The 13,859-nt window shown below is 60.8% G+C and carries 14 protein-coding genes; 9 read left to right on the top strand and 5 right to left on the bottom strand.

Annotated elements, in window-relative coordinates; genetic code table 11:
- Nucleotides 1-35: 35 nt before the first annotated feature.
- From ACE3QC_RS09090 to ACE3QC_RS09075, 4 genes are all read right to left on the bottom strand, one after another.
- Nucleotides 36-599, bottom strand: coding sequence for a hypothetical protein (locus tag ACE3QC_RS09090; RefSeq protein ID WP_374407439.1), 564 nt, complete (start codon nt 597-599; stop codon nt 36-38).
- A gap of 9 nt (nt 600-608) precedes the next feature.
- Nucleotides 609-1,529, bottom strand: a complete 921-nt coding sequence (locus ACE3QC_RS09085; RefSeq protein ID WP_374407437.1) for a hypothetical protein — start codon at nt 1,527-1,529, stop codon at nt 609-611.
- 74 nt (nt 1,530-1,603) lie between these two features.
- Nucleotides 1,604-1,921: a hypothetical protein gene (locus tag ACE3QC_RS09080; RefSeq protein ID WP_374407435.1), complete on the bottom strand. Its 318-nt coding sequence runs from the start codon at nt 1,919-1,921 to the stop codon at nt 1,604-1,606.
- 26 nt (nt 1,922-1,947) lie between these two features.
- Nucleotides 1,948-2,436 carry a hypothetical protein gene (locus tag ACE3QC_RS09075; RefSeq protein ID WP_374407433.1) on the bottom strand — a complete coding sequence of 163 codons (489 nt, stop codon included), beginning with the start codon at nt 2,434-2,436 and terminating at the stop codon, nt 1,948-1,950.
- 149 nt (nt 2,437-2,585) lie between these two features.
- On the opposite strand from ACE3QC_RS09075, the gene ACE3QC_RS09070 reads away from it, so the two are divergent.
- Nucleotides 2,586-2,819 (top strand): helix-turn-helix domain-containing protein, encoded by a 234-nt coding sequence (locus ACE3QC_RS09070; protein WP_374407431.1) that lies wholly within the window; start codon nt 2,586-2,588, stop codon nt 2,817-2,819.
- A 350-nt stretch (nt 2,820-3,169) separates the two neighbouring features.
- Here the strand turns inward: ACE3QC_RS09070 and ACE3QC_RS09065 are convergent, their stop codons facing one another.
- Nucleotides 3,170-4,303 carry a hypothetical protein gene (locus ACE3QC_RS09065; RefSeq protein WP_374407429.1) on the bottom strand — a complete coding sequence of 378 codons (1,134 nt, stop codon included), beginning with the start codon at nt 4,301-4,303 and terminating at the stop codon, nt 3,170-3,172.
- A 532-nt stretch (nt 4,304-4,835) separates the two neighbouring features.
- On the opposite strand from ACE3QC_RS09065, the gene ACE3QC_RS09060 reads away from it, so the two are divergent.
- The 8 genes from ACE3QC_RS09060 (at nt 4,836) to ACE3QC_RS09025 (ending at nt 13,818) form a co-directional block, all read left to right on the top strand.
- Nucleotides 4,836-5,303 carry a hypothetical protein gene (locus ACE3QC_RS09060; RefSeq protein ID WP_374407427.1) on the top strand — a complete coding sequence of 156 codons (468 nt, stop codon included), beginning with the start codon at nt 4,836-4,838 and terminating at the stop codon, nt 5,301-5,303.
- A complete protein-coding gene (locus ACE3QC_RS09055; RefSeq protein ID WP_374407425.1) occupies nt 5,300-6,031 on the top strand; it encodes a hypothetical protein in 732 nt (243 codons plus the stop codon). Before ACE3QC_RS09060 ends, ACE3QC_RS09055 begins: the two co-directional genes overlap by 4 nt.
- Nucleotides 6,022-6,954: a hypothetical protein gene (locus tag ACE3QC_RS09050; protein WP_374407423.1), complete on the top strand. Its 933-nt coding sequence runs from the start codon at nt 6,022-6,024 to the stop codon at nt 6,952-6,954. Before ACE3QC_RS09055 ends, ACE3QC_RS09050 begins: the two co-directional genes overlap by 10 nt.
- Nucleotides 6,954-8,030, top strand: a complete 1,077-nt coding sequence (locus tag ACE3QC_RS09045; protein WP_374407421.1) for a hypothetical protein — start codon at nt 6,954-6,956, stop codon at nt 8,028-8,030. Before ACE3QC_RS09050 ends, ACE3QC_RS09045 begins: the two co-directional genes overlap by 1 nt.
- A 116-nt stretch (nt 8,031-8,146) precedes the next feature.
- Nucleotides 8,147-12,763, top strand: a complete 4,617-nt coding sequence (locus ACE3QC_RS09040; RefSeq protein WP_374407419.1) for a thermonuclease family protein — start codon at nt 8,147-8,149, stop codon at nt 12,761-12,763.
- A gap of 2 nt (nt 12,764-12,765) precedes the next feature.
- Nucleotides 12,766-13,197 carry a hypothetical protein gene (locus tag ACE3QC_RS09035; RefSeq protein WP_374407417.1) on the top strand — a complete coding sequence of 144 codons (432 nt, stop codon included), beginning with the start codon at nt 12,766-12,768 and terminating at the stop codon, nt 13,195-13,197.
- Nucleotides 13,197-13,409, top strand: a complete 213-nt coding sequence (locus ACE3QC_RS09030; protein WP_374407415.1) for a hypothetical protein — start codon at nt 13,197-13,199, stop codon at nt 13,407-13,409. Before ACE3QC_RS09035 ends, ACE3QC_RS09030 begins: the two co-directional genes overlap by 1 nt.
- Before the next feature lie 208 nt (nt 13,410-13,617).
- Complete coding sequence (locus ACE3QC_RS09025; RefSeq protein ID WP_374407413.1) at nt 13,618-13,818, top strand: hypothetical protein; 201 nt, start codon at nt 13,618-13,620, stop codon at nt 13,816-13,818.
- The last annotated feature ends 41 nt before the right edge of the window (nt 13,819-13,859 follow it).

Genomic DNA, 13,859 nt, shown 5'->3' with positions numbered 1-13,859 from the left:
GTGAATACCATCGCGAGTGATCGGCTGGCTCAGGTTCAAAGAACCATCGCCGCAGCGACCGCATCCATCAGCGTTTGGATCGGCACAGGCACATTGTTCGAACGATAGCCGACGTTCTGGGCTCGCCTCTCACCAAACTGCTCGATCCAGTGCCGCCCGTTCATCCGCCATGCTCGTTGCAGGGGCGCAACCGGGAGCAGATAACAGCGGCGGCTGGGCGCGAACGCATAGGCAATGAAGTCGCAAGCGAGAGGCTTCTGGATCCAGCCGGGCTTAGCTCGCTGCTCGTCGCTCCATCGCTCGAGCAGAATATCTGGCCAGTCGTTTGTGCGCACCTTTTCGTCGACGGTGAAAACCCGTCCACACGCAAGCGTGATCACGCGATCGATGCCGCCACGTTGCGCCCAGCCGTCCTGACGGACGCTTACTGCACTGACCATGGTCGGGAAGGCCCTGCGGTAGAGCTCCTGCCACCATGGCGCGTCCGTAAAGCTTTCTGACAGCGCCAGGCTTTGCGCAAAGGAATGGACCCTGCCACCGCCGGAAGAGGACAGCGATGACAGGGCGCTTTCGAAAGGCAGGATTCCTTGCCCTTTCATCAATTACGCTCAGGCAGGTTCGAGCGCTTGACTACGATAAACGAGGTCCCGATGGTTCGCTTCCACCTCGTCTGCGATTGCGATGCAGCGTTCTTTCGAAATCATCTTCAAGCCATTAGCGGTGAGGCGCTGAAGAGCGTCCAGCATGCCGGTCCCACCGGGGTCGCCAAAGGAAAGCTGACGCCCCGTATCTGTAAGCATCAAACTGACTTGCTTGCCATGAAGGCGGGCTGCAGCAACCCAGCGACCGGCATCGAAATCCGTCGTTCCGAGCGCAGTCATGCAGCAACCGAGATCGCTGGCGATGATATCCCGAAGTTTCATGCGATCGGCGTCCCGGCCGATGTTCGTTTCCGCGACTGCGAAAGCGAGACCGCTAGGTCCGTGGCCCTGCGCACCATATTCGCTCATCAACTCGACATACGCCTTAGCGATGAAGTCGCCCGGGGTGGTGCAAGGCACGGCATGGAGGGTCTGTGCCGCGGCATCCTCGGTTTCGCAAAGCGACGAGGAAGCATCATCAGACCAATCGCTGCGCGACCAGTAAACCTCGTGAGCCCGCGACCAAGCATCGAATGCGTCGGCAACCGCCTTCGAAACATTCGGGCGGACCATATTGATCAGATCCCGTTCGATAAGATCGAGGTAAGCGGTGATGTCCTTTTCGTTCCAGCAAAGGTTCTCGAGATGAAGCGGTCCGCGCTTGCGCATCGTCGTCAACTTGTCCTGCATCTCGGCTGGCGTAGTAGAAGGGTGGGTCAGATACTCATGAAAGAGTTGAGACTCAGCTTCGTTGGCTCGGTCGGCGATGGCCGTGCCGCCAAAATCGGTGCCGTCATCACCGGCTTCGGCGAAGGCATCGTGCGCGGCATAAGCCTCTTCCCACTTCCGGCGCTTGTCGCTGTGGGCCATTGTCGTGTTGTATTGCATGGGTGAATTCCTTTTTTCGGCTTCGGCAATGATGCCATTCGAGGGCCGGACATGACCCGGCCCTACAGGCGGCATCACTCTGCCTTTGCGTGGGCTTCTCGGTTCAGGTGGTCGACGATAGCGTCGTGCATCTGCAGTGCGTGATCGAGGCGTTCGTCGATGGCTTCCGCTAAGGCGCTGAGCGCCTCTGCGCGCACGACGAAAACATCATCGCTGAGCGATTGCGGGTTGTGCTTATGCTTGCGCGCGATCTCGTCGAGGCGCTCGATGCCGCCCTGTAACTCGCCAACCAACTTTTGGGTGATCCATAGTCGGCCACGCTCATCCTCAATCGCGCCATGAGGGTCCTTGATGATCGGGGCCGGCAGGTTGAAGTGTCCAAATTCCTTCATCGTCGTTCTCCCATTGAGATTAGTCGTCACCTCCGCGCCAGCTTCAGGCTGGGCGGGAAGAGATGGTCGTCGAGAAGGCAACCTTCGCGCATGGCTGCAAAGCTAGCCCCGATGGTTCCCGGTTTGATGCCCTCGCTATCGCGATCAGCATTCAGCCACATCTTGGGAATTGCGCTGCGCTTCACCCGCGCTTGGCTTCGGGTCTTGGCCGGCAACACGGCGAGGTATGCAAGCAGCGCGATGTATTTGGTCCATTGGGCGTTGTTTTTGTTGATGCGGCTCTGGATATCCTCGGGGCCTTCCCACCAGTGCTCGGTGATCTTCTCGCGCGTTCGCTCAAAGCGGATGCGTGCTGACTCGGCGTCGTGCTCAGCCCGGACCATTTCGGCGTATGCAGCGAGGGTCGCTATGTCGTCGCACCACTCGGGCTTGTCCCGGTCAGCTTTAGATCGGCGCCGTCCGGCGAAGCGCTGTCGCGCTTCTGCGAAATTGATGATTGTGCTACCTGCGCTCATAGTTGCGCCCTCTCAGACAGGGTTGCGATAGGGCCGGGTCGGAAGGTTCCAGCTTCCGCTCGGCCCGCTTGAAACTACTTCAAGCGATAACGTTGTTATCATTGGGCGCTGGCTTGCGTCAACCCCGATATGATACTATCGTTATCTCTATGACCCCGACGCAATCCCGCATGGCTCGAGCCGCGCTGAAATGGTCCCTGACCGATCTGGCAACTGCGGCAAAGGTCGGGAGGGCTACTGTCGCTCGATTTGAACTCGGCGAAACCGTTGGCGCAGCATCTGTTGAGGCGATGGCGAAAGCGCTTTCGGATGCCGGAGCAAAATTTGCGCAGCGCGCAGATCGAGTGAGTGTATCGGTCCCAGCCCGAGAGAATGAGGGCTAGGCTGCTGCCCTGGCCAGGCTACCGATCTGGCGGACAAGCCAAGGCTGACCGAGCGCCCAAGGCCCCACAATCGCAAACGTAACTACTCCGGCAATCACGGCCGCCGTTTCGCCTGCCAGCCACTCAACTGCGACGCCTACAATCGCCGCGGCGACGGCGCCCGGAAGCATTCCGATAACTATGAGCAAGGCGACGGTCGCACCACGCTTCCAGCGATCGAGTGCGCCACCTGACCGACTTGGGGATTCGAGACGTTCGAGCACTGGCATCGCTTGAAGTATGTCGCTTTCCGAAAGCGCTGCCAATCCCCATCCTCAGACGGCGCGCGGGCTCAGAGGTTCGGCGTCCTGCTACCCTGCGAACGGATCTCTGCCGTCCCACTGAGCGCTATAATGCTGCTGGCATTCAATCAGGGAATCCAGTGCCGGACGAGACTGATCCAAAGTCAACGTTGCCACGTTGCGCGAGCCTGTTGCTATATCGAGCCATTCGGACATCGCGAATTCCACCCAGAACGCGCTATCCGAAAAAGACACCATCAAGGCAACGTAGCCATTGAGATCAACTACCTCGGCCTGCGCCTCCCAAGGCGATTCAGCGTCGAATTGAAATGTCATCCCGTGCTGGTCGCCCACATTGAGCGATCCCCAAGCCTCGTTGCCCAGCATAAGATAATTTTGGCCACCGTTTTTCCGATCGAACCCGATCCGAAAGTTCGTATTGTCCTCAAATTGCGTGATCAAAAAGCAGGAATCACCAAGCGTCTTATCGACCATCACCCGCCAGTGCCCGATACTTGCCCATTCCGATGTATCAGTCGCTCTTGATTGTGTTGGATAAGTGCGGATTGGAGGTGGCAGTTGGGGCGCCGTAGCGGTTTCATCGCCAGAGCCGCCGTCGAAATCTTCGATGAGTTGAGTGTCTATACCCGCCTCGAGATAGTTTGACCGATCGAGCCAGTTCAACTGATTGGGCGAGGCCATCGTTGCGAAAACAATCGCCTTCATGGGGAGATTCAGCACGGTGAGATATCGCCCGACCAAGGCGTTTCCGACACCCGACTCCAACTTCCTGCCTTGCTCGTCGATGTAGGTCGCGTGAAACCCAACTTGCGCAGACTGCGATAGGAGCCGGGGCGTTCCCGCTAGCCAAATCAGACCGCAGGCCGACGCGCATACGGCATCATTTATAACGAGAGTGGAGAAGCCCCGCAGCCGTATCGCTTCTCCGATTTCGAGCGCGTCAAGCGTCGACCCACCCTCGCTGTCGAGCAGAACCACCGCCGCTTCGTGTTTGGCAGCCTCGCGTCGAAATGTCGCGCCATCGCCACTGGCAATTTCGCCTTCAATTGCGATGGCTACCAGCTCTGAATCGAGCTCCACCGCAGAGATTTCTGCTGCCATTGCCGGACTTGAGCCCATGAGGCCGAACAGCGCGAGAACAGCAAAGATGCTCGACGAATTGAACATGCCCACCCCGATCATGGTCAGGTGTCTGCCGATAGCACGAAAAGCTAACGGGAGTCTTAGCGGAACTTAGAACCCTTGCCATCTTCACGAACAGCCGCGGCTCAATCGGCGACCAACTGGTAGCCGATGGGCTCGCACGGACATGGAGCGGGCGTCGGGAGGGATGGTGCGACTAGGCTAGTGCCAAGAAGCCCCGCCGGGGTTGCATGATCGGCGGGGCTTCAGGTCCTGATAGGACAGCGCAGGCTTACTAGATACCTCGACAATGACCAACCGCCCGCGGGCGGATGTCTCACATAGCTCGCCAGCTCATCGGCGTTGTCCGTCCAATCTGGCCCAGCCTAGGGGTGGACCTTGCAAAATTTCTGTGCTACCGACGAAGCACACATCGTCGTGATGACAGAGGTGTTTGAGTGTTGCAGGATGTCCACATGAGTTCTCGGGCCGATTCCGCTTTCAGAGCGGAGTTGGCCCGACGCGCGTCTGACGCCGGTTTGATCGGATACATAGATCCAGGGTTGCTGGTTCACCCGAGAGGCGGCGACAAATGAGCGGCGGTCTTACGCTCGGCAGCATCCTCTCTGATGCTCTACGGAAAGCAGATCAGAGCAATCCCCATGCCTCGCCAATCGTAGCTGCGGCATTCGGTGACAGAGATTCACTCCGGGTTCTGGCAAACGCGGCCTACGTGGATGCAGAGGCAAGCTCAGGTGTCACACGCCTCATTTCGCTTGTTGAAGCTCTAACGTTCATTCGACTTGCTGCGGCGCAAGGGCAAACCCCCGATCGCCGCCAAGCTGTCTATCTTTACGACGCAATAGCGGCCGATCTCACCCGGAACGGCCTGGCAGATGCAGGTGTGCCATTCGCCGCGCGGGCGCTTGCGTTGTCAGAGCTGATGGCGATCGATGGCGACGAACAAATGGCTGCGATTGTTGCCTCCCATGCCGAGGAACTTCCTGCTGAGGTTCACGCGCAAGCCAGAGAGCTTGTGGAGTGGAGCCGGACCCAATGACTATTCGTCGGACCTTCGACGCATCCTCGCTGAACGAAGTTGCGAATGATCCTGCCGTCCGACCAACATTGGGCGGTGAAGGCGATTTGGACCTGAGCGATTTGGTAAGTGATCCCACCAACTTTGCCTTGGTCGGTGAACACGGTGGATTCGTTCTTACGCCTTTGTCGCCGGGCAATCTCGAAGTGCATTCAATGTTCAAGCCCGGTCGCGGCAGCGCTACGATCGCAGCAATGCGATCCGCTATGGAGTGGGTATTCACCCGCACCGACTGCGTAGCGATCTGGTCGAAGGTTCCCAAATCGAACAAGGCCGCGAAGGGCTTTGCGCGGGCCGGATCGCTGCGGGCATTGTTCGAGCGCAATCACGAATTGCTCGGAGCTACCGAGTTCTGCGAAGTCCCGATCATGCGATGGGCAATGAACAACCCGTCGCTGGAGACGCACGGCGAGCGGTTCCACTCGCTACTAGAAACGGCGAAGCGCGAGGCGGGATCGAACCTGCCGGAGCATCCGCACGACGCAGCGCACGAGCGCGCCGTGGGTGCCTCACTGCTGATGTTCGAACGCGGCCAACCCGGCAAGGGCGCTGCCTTCTACAGCTTGTGGGCGCGCTTCGCCGGATACCAACCGATCACACTGCTTTCGGTCGCCCCGGTCGCCGTTGATGTGGGCGATGCAATCTTGGGGCTGGGTCAGGAAGGAATGGAGGTTTTGCAATGCCGATAGGAGCAGCAATCGGCGTCGGAGTTGTCGGCGCGGGCGCGTCGGCCATCGGCGCGAGCAAGAACAGCAAGGCGATCAATCGCAGCACGGACGCGCAGACCGCTGCGAACGATAAGGCGATCGCTGCCCAGCAGCAGGCGCGGGGCGAGAACCTTGCACTACAGCAGCCGATCTATAACGCGGGTCTTCCGGCGATGAACGCGAGAAATGCGCTGCTCGGGCTCGCCGGGGCAGAAAACAACAATCAGCCGGTCAACGCGCTTGCGATGTATCAGGGCGCAAACCCCGACACGTCCGGCTACCGCGCGCGGTCCGGTGGCCAGTGGGATGCCTACCTTACCGCCAACCCCGATGTGGCGCGGGAGTATTTCGACGATAACGACGAGCGTTCCACGTTCGCCACACCGCAGGCCTATGCGCAGTGGCACTACCAGAATTACGGGCAGAAGGAGGGCCGCGCTCTGCCGTCCGCCGCTGCGCCTGCCGCTGGCTCCAACCCCCAGCAATCCGCTCAGCAGACGGCGCAAAATGCGTTCGACGTGTTCCGTAATTCGACCGGTTACCAATTCCGTCTCGGCGAGGGGATGAACGCCCTCAACAGCGGCTATGCCGGTGCAGGCACGCTCCAGAGCGGAGCCGCGATGAAGGCGGCTCAGGAATACGGCCAGAACTTCGCCAGCAACGAGTTCGGCAACTATTGGAACATGCTCGGCGAGCAGCAAAACCTCACCAGCGGGGCGGCGAATGCGATGTCGGGCGTCAATACGACCTACGCGAACAACGCGGGCAATCTCGCGGTGGCGAATGGCAATGCGCTGGCAAATGCTGCGGTGGCGCGGGCGAATAACAGCAATGCCCTGATTGGTGGAATAACCGGCGCGCTCGGACAGGGTGTCGGCATACTAGCAGGCATGGGGAGAATCTGATGCAAAACGCGCTCGCTTCACTCCACGATCCGGCAGCGGTCGGGCAAAGTGCGCTGGCTGGATTTGCAGCCGGTCAGCGGTTTGGCGAGGATCAGCGTCTCCGAAAGGCGATGTCGGCAATCTCGATCAATCCCGACGATCCCGAAGCAAACAGGACCGTGATGGAACTGGACCCGCAAACGGGTGCCAGGCTGCAAGAGATGCAGCGCCAGCGTCAGTTCGGGCAGGCTACGGTGGATTATTTCCAAGCCGGCCGCCCGCAGGGAAATGCGCTGGCAGGCTTGCCGGGCGTCCCCCAGCCTGTCGCTCCAGTGGCCCAGAATGCGCTTATGCCGCCTGCCGCGTCGGGTTCGACCTTCGGCGAGGCTTTCGCGCCCCTGTCGGCTCCTGCGCCCGCGCAGCCGCAGGTTTCGCAGGCGATGCCGGGTTCTGACCCTCGCGATTTGGACGGGGATGGGGAAATCGACTTTTCGCCGCTCGGACAGGCCACCTCCGCACAGGACGAGGCTTTCATTCGGATGCTGCGGGCGGACCCCAAGCGGGCATTCGAAATCGACAGCGAGATGCGCGATCGCGCGACGGACCGGCTCAAGCTCCAGCGCGACGCCTTCGGCTACGCCGCGAGCCGCTTGGGCGGTGTGTCTGATGAAGCGGGCTACCGTGATGCCGTCGCCGACATTCAGCGTCGAATCGATCCGCTCGGTGCTTCGGTATCGCAGTTCCTCCCGACAAAATTTCCCGGTGTCGCATCGATGCGCGAAATTCGCCTCGGGGCGATAGACGCCGAGGATCAGGTGCGCCTGTTCATGCAGGAAGCGAATATCGAGGCGGACAACGCTCGTGCGGACCGCAACACCGACAGCATGATAGAGACACGCGAGACGCGGGCTGCCGAGTATGCCCGCAACAATCGTGAGCGATCGGCAAACCAGCGCCGCGGTCAGGACATAACCGACAGTCGCGTTCGTAGCGGCCGCAAGCCGAAGGTCGTCTCGGTCAAGACCGTTGCCCAGGCTCAGGCGCTGAAACCAGGCACGCTTTATCGAGGACCCGATGGTCAGGTGCGTGAACGATGAGCGGGTGGCCAGGCCGTATAGTCAGCGATCCCGAACCCGCAAATTGGCCGGGTCGCGCTGTTGATTCTGATCAACGACCGCCAAGTCGCGAGCCGAAGCGAAGGCCCTCAACGACGGTGGAAACAGGTCGGCTCGAGGATCCAACTGCGGTCGACGGCGATACGATAAGATCGGGCGACGGCCGCGTGCGGCTTTGGGGCGTCGATGCGCCAGAATTGAGGCAGTCTGGCTACGACCGCCAGGGCAACGCAGTGGCTATCGGGGAGCAATCGCGCGATTGGCTGCAAGGCGAGATCGTCAACGCGCCAGCCGTGACGCTCGATGACGTGGCCGGCACTTCGTGGGGCCGAACGGTGGGCCCGGTGTCGCTGGATGGAAGAGACGCCGGGCAAGCTGTGATCCGTTCGGGGAATGCGCTCGCCGCTCCGGAATATCTGGAAGGCGATGACAAACGGCGGTTCGACTACATGGAGGCCGAACGCCTTGCTCGGCTCAACCAACTCGGTCCGATGAATGATACGGCAGCGCAACGACCGGCGGACTTCCGCAAGGGTTCTGCTCCACGTGAAACCGTTGCGCAGTTCTGGGATACGCCGACGCCGCTTCAAGGCATGCGACCCGAAGCCGAGCAGGAATACCTGCGACTGCTCGATGGTGCGCCAGCCGAGGAGATTTCGGCTTTCGCGGAATCACAGGGGTTCAGGCTCGAGCCGGGATATCTAGCGTCGTGGGTCGAGGATCGCGATGAGCGCAAGGCCAAGGGCCTGCCCTACACCGTGGCGGCTAGCTACGGCGAAACTCCGTTGGCGATGCAGGAGCTTGGCGACGGCGCGACGGGCGCGGGTGTTCGCGGCTTCGGCGAAGGCTTTGTGGCAAGTGGGCTTGGAGAACTGGGCGCGGTCGCCGATGCCTTAGGCGGCACGCCCGGTCGCGAGAATGTCTGGAACAGCGATCGACGATTGGCCGATATCTGGGCGAACAACGAGTATCAGAACGAAGCCATCCTGCGCGGCGATGAGCACGCACACCCGACCGCATCGACCGTCGGTGAAATCGGCGGGGCCATCACCTCGGGCTTCGTAATCCCGTATGGGGCTGGCGCCCGCACTGTTCCGCAGCTTGCCCGGGTCGGTGCCGTCTATGGTGGTGCCGAGGGATTTCTTGGCACCGATGGCAGCGTGCCTGAGCGGCTTAAAGGGGCAGCAATAGGTGCTCCCACCGGCGCAATCGTCAACGCAGTTGGTGGCAAAGCACTAGAAGCGGTTGCACCGCTCGCTGGAAGGGCCGGCAGGGCTATTCAGGACCGCTTCGGCCGGGCAACTCCTCGGTCTGAGGTTGTTGGTGACGGTGCACAGCCTGCTAGCGATTGGCCGGGCCGCATCGTCAACGAACAGACGATCGCCATGGAGGCCGCGCCCGCCCCCACTTTGTCGGTGCCGGTGCGCCAACGCGATTATCTCGATGTGCAAGCAGTGCGCCCGACCCGGTTCTCCGATCCTCTCGACGATGCACAGCGGCAGGCCGCAGCTGCCAACGTCCAGCCACGCGACGTGCTGCCCTTGCCGGCAAATACTATCGACGGAGTTGAAGAGGCGATCGCCAAGGACGCAGACCGGTTCATCGAGGCGCATGCGCCCAACGAACGGTTCGAACTCTCCCGCACCACGATCAAGAACTTCATGGGCGCACCGGTCCCCAAGGTTGGCCCGATGGATATGGTCGGCTGGCTTCGCACGCGAGGCGGGCTCGTCGACCAGGGCGGCGAAGTCTCGGCAATGGGCATCACTTCGAATGCCGCGCGGAAGGGAATCGATTTCGTCGGGCAGGAAATGCGCTTCGGGCCAATGCTCAACGACGAAGGGCTGACGCTCGACGATGCCGCCTTTGAGGCCTGGGAGGCAGGTTTCTTCCCCGAGCTGACCGATCGGCCCAGCGTGAACCAGTTTTTGGATGCTTTGCGCGAGACGTACGATGGTGGACGTGGCCGCAGGTTCCTGCCGGACGATATTCCGGAACTCGAGCGCTTCTACGCGATGCAGGCCAACCGATACGATCTCGAACAGCGACAGGAGGAAGTCGGCGGGCCTGTTTACGACGACACCGCCGCGTCTGCCGATCAAGGCCAGCCGTTCCCTCCGGTCGTCGCCTACGAAGAGTGGCCGAGCGAAGCTATCCAGCGCGTCGGCAATATCGACGTGACCAAGCTCGACTCTCCACAAGATATTCGCAGGGCGCTGAAAACCTCTCACAATGCGATGGGAGGATTTGACGCGGCTACTCGCGGGAGGATTACTCAAGCCGAAACCGAGCGCCTTGCGGATGAGCTCGGTATGACGGCTGATCAATTGCTTTCGCGGAGGGAGGGGCAGGCATTCAACGCCGAGGAAGCGCTGGCCGCGCGACAGATCCTCGCTAAATCCTACAATGAACTGCACAATATAGCGAAGCGTGTCTCCCAGTTGGAGGAGCCGGGGGACGAGCTGATGGCCGAGTTTCGCCGGGCGCTTGTTCGGGCATCGGCAATTCAGGAACAGGTGTCCGGTGCGACTGCCGAGGCTGGCCGAGCGCTACAACAGTTTCGGATGCCGGCGGATAGTCGCAGGGTTCGTGGTGAGATGCTGAATGCACTGGTGCGCGGCGGTGGAGGTCGAGAGAACCTGCAGGACGCAGCCGACCTGCTGCTGGAAGCTGCTGAAGTCGGCACCGGCAAATTCAGCACTCAACTAGGCAAGCTGACCAAGCCCAAGTGGCGGCGCCGCATCGGCGAACTCTACATCAATTTCCTGCTGTCGAACCCGGCAACGCACGTGGTCAACATGACGTCGAACACGCTTACTTCGATGGCGCAGATACCTGAGCATGCAGCGGCATCTGTCATTGGCAAGGCGCGGCAGATTGCAAGTCGCGATCCGGTGGACAGGGTGGTCGCCAGCGAGGTCGGCGCACGTGCTTTCGGTTTGATCCAGGGCGCGAAAGAGGGTGCGAAGCTAATGGCCCGCGCGATCCGCACGGGCGAGGCGTCCGACTACGTCTCGAAGGTCGAGGGCGATGAATACAAAGCCATCCCCGGTGTCGTTGGTGAAGTCATCCGCGTGCCCACTCGGCTGCTCACGGCCGAGGATGAACTATTCAAGGGCATGGCGCGGAGGATGGCCATCAACAGCATGGCGGTTCGTAAGGCGCATGGAGAGGGATTGAAAGGTGAATCCGCAAAGGCGCGCATCGCCGAGCTTTCGCAAAATCCTACCGACGAAATGCTGGACGAGGCATCGGATTATGGCCGGTATCTCACCTTCCAGAACAAGCTGGATCCGTTCACCCAGAGCATCTCGAATGCGTCTCAACAGAACATCGTCGCGAAGCTGTTCCTGCCATTCGTGAGGACGCCCACAAATATCCTTAAGTTTGCGGCCGAGCGCTCCCCCGTTGCTCCGCTAGTCAAACGCTGGCGGGACGACTTCAAGGCTGGCGGCGCCCGGCGAGATGTCGCGATTGCGAAGGCGATGCTCGGGACAGGCTTCGGCATGGCCGTCTACGAGGCTGCGTTGGAAGGCCACATTACAGGCGCATTGCCATCGGATGCGAAAAAGGCACGATTGCTGCGTGCTGAGGGCTGGCAGGAGTATTCGGTCAAGATCGGCGACACCTACTACAGCTACAAACGGCTCGATCCGTTTGCGATGACGCTCGGCGTTGCAGCCGACATGGCGACACTGCCAGACGGGATGAGCGAGCGCGAGAAGAGCGAGAAGCACACGCTTCTTGTCGCGTCGATCATCGGCAACCTGTCGAGCAAGACGTGGCTATCGGGGATTTCCGATCTCGTCGCTGCGCTGGATGAACCGGGTCGTTACACCGATAACATGCTCGAGCGCCTCGTCGGGTCACTGACGGTTCCAGCCGGTGTCGCCGGTGTTGCCAGATCGATGGATCCGACATCACGGCAAGTCGAAGGGTGGGGGCAAGCCGTCGCCAACCGCATTCCCGGCTTGCGCGACGACTTGACGCCGCGAAGGGACATCTGGGGCGAGGTGGTCACTTATGACGCCGGTTTCCTGTCGCCGGCCTACCGCTCCCGCGCACGCCATGATCCGGTGAACCTCGAATTGCTTCAGGTCGGATATGCGCCAGGCTATCCCTCGAGGACGGTTGGTGGCGAGGAACTCTCGACCGAAGAGTATGATCGTTATTCAGAGATGGCGGGTAAAGGCGCCCACGATGCAATTCGCGAGCTGATCGCCTCCGAAGAGTGGGCGGGACTGGATCGCGAAGCCAAGGCGAAAGAAGCGCAAAAGGCGGTGTCCGCGGCTCGTCGAGACGCGCGGGAGCGTCTTTTCGGCGATGGCGATAGTGCTGACAGCGCCGAGGAGGATGAACGGCCAGGTTCGTCAGTTGGCGGGGAGCAATGGCCGGGCACCCCTGTTGCCTCCCGCGATGTGAAGGCGGAGCTCGAGGCCCGAATTCCCGGCATCAGGTTCACTTCGGGCTATCGCTCGCCGGAATACAACGAGAGCCTGCGTGCTCGCGGCTATAACCCAGCGAAGAACAGCGAGCATCTGGAAGGCGCAGCGCTCGACATGCTGCCGCCGCCCGGCAAGTCCCTCGCCTGGTTGAAAGCGCGCGTGCGCCGTTACGATCCAAAGGCGCGGTTGCTGGTTCATGATGGTCACCTGCACGCCGGGTTCGATGACTACTACGATGCGCCGGCGATCGGCGGGATGGCGAGGAGCTGATCGTGGGCAAGACACCGAAAAGTGACGGCAGAAAATCGGATGGGACCTTTGCGCCGGGCAATAGCCTGGGCGGTTCTCGAAAGGGTTCGCGGCACAAAACCACATTGGCGGTGGAGGCGCTGCTCGAAGGCGAGCACGAGGGGCTGACACGCAAGGCAATCGAGATGGCTCTCGGCGGTGATGGGCCCGCTCTCCGGCTCTGCCTCGACCGAATTGCCCCGCCGCGTAGAGACGCACCGATCTCATTCGCATTGCCGTCAATCAAGACGGCCGAAGACGCGCTGGCCGCATCTGCCGCATTGTTGGGATCTGTCGCGGCCGGGGAGGTCACGCCCGATGAGGCGGGGCGTGTGATGTCATTGCTCACCGCGCACAAGGCGCTGGTGGAGGCCTGCGATCTCGAAAGCCGGATTGCTGCACTGGAGGCAAAGTGATGAAGAAACTGGAAGGGCGCATCATCGCTCTGGAGAGTCGTCGAGGTGACCAGCTGCTGGCGCACCTATCCGACACCGAGCTGACAACACAGCTTATCGGTGTGTGCGAAGAGATCGAACTGCTCGATCGGTCGTTCGACCCGGAGTGGCGCAACCACATTGCCGCAGGAGCATTTCGGCGCATCATTGCGAGCATTCCATGCGCAGCCTGAGGAATCGCCTTCACGCACTCGAGGCCGGCTGGACTGCTTCTAACTGGGCGCCTGTCCTCAATCGTCTGAGCAACCCGGAATTGGACCAGCTCGAAGCGATAGTAATTCGATTGGAGGACGGCTCGCCATCGGATCGCCCCGTCGAAAGCGACTTGGCGCTGATCGCCAAGCTTCAGGATCTAAAGATGAAAAAAGGAGGGGCGAGACCATGCGCCTGATCAATCGCATAGCGGCATTGGAGGCCAAGTCTGCCGTCAACGACAAGCCATGGAAGCAGGTGATTGTCGAAGAAGGTCATTCTCCTGACGACGTCATCTCCGATTATCTCGAAAGGAACGATTTGAGTGAGGACGATGTGAACATCATCGCATACGTGATCGTGTCGCCGCCGGTGACGATCGCAGCTTGAAGCAATTAGCGATAGCGTGGGGGCGATCGGGTTGATTTGGC

This window comes from Pelagerythrobacter sp., assembly GCF_041912895.1.
Taxonomy (GTDB): Bacteria; Pseudomonadota; Alphaproteobacteria; order Sphingomonadales; family Sphingomonadaceae; genus Pelagerythrobacter.
This window is presented reverse-complemented; position numbering and strand designations above follow the sequence as displayed.

Bases quoted from the DNA above. Each gene is read 5' to 3' on its own strand.
- ACE3QC_RS09070 (WP_374407431.1), top strand. From the start codon at position 2,586: ATGACCCCGACGCAATCCCGCATGGCTCGAGCCGCGCTGAAATGGTCC.
- ACE3QC_RS09030 (WP_374407415.1), top strand. From the start codon at position 13,197: ATGAAGAAACTGGAAGGGCGCATCATCGCTCTGGAGAGTCGTCGAGGT.
- ACE3QC_RS09075 (WP_374407433.1), bottom strand. From the start codon at position 2,436: ATGAGCGCAGGTAGCACAATCATCAATTTCGCAGAAGCGCGACAGCGC.
- ACE3QC_RS09045 (WP_374407421.1), top strand. From the start codon at position 6,954: ATGCAAAACGCGCTCGCTTCACTCCACGATCCGGCAGCGGTCGGGCAA.
- ACE3QC_RS09060 (WP_374407427.1), top strand. From the start codon at position 4,836: ATGAGCGGCGGTCTTACGCTCGGCAGCATCCTCTCTGATGCTCTACGG.
- ACE3QC_RS09025 (WP_374407413.1), top strand. From the start codon at position 13,618: ATGCGCCTGATCAATCGCATAGCGGCATTGGAGGCCAAGTCTGCCGTC.
- ACE3QC_RS09080 (WP_374407435.1), bottom strand. From the start codon at position 1,921: ATGAAGGAATTTGGACACTTCAACCTGCCGGCCCCGATCATCAAGGAC.
- ACE3QC_RS09055 (WP_374407425.1), top strand. From the start codon at position 5,300: ATGACTATTCGTCGGACCTTCGACGCATCCTCGCTGAACGAAGTTGCG.
- ACE3QC_RS09065 (WP_374407429.1), bottom strand. From the start codon at position 4,303: ATGATCGGGGTGGGCATGTTCAATTCGTCGAGCATCTTTGCTGTTCTC.
- ACE3QC_RS09085 (WP_374407437.1), bottom strand. From the start codon at position 1,529: ATGCAATACAACACGACAATGGCCCACAGCGACAAGCGCCGGAAGTGG.
- ACE3QC_RS09090 (WP_374407439.1), bottom strand. From the start codon at position 599: ATGAAAGGGCAAGGAATCCTGCCTTTCGAAAGCGCCCTGTCATCGCTG.
- ACE3QC_RS09050 (WP_374407423.1), top strand. From the start codon at position 6,022: ATGCCGATAGGAGCAGCAATCGGCGTCGGAGTTGTCGGCGCGGGCGCG.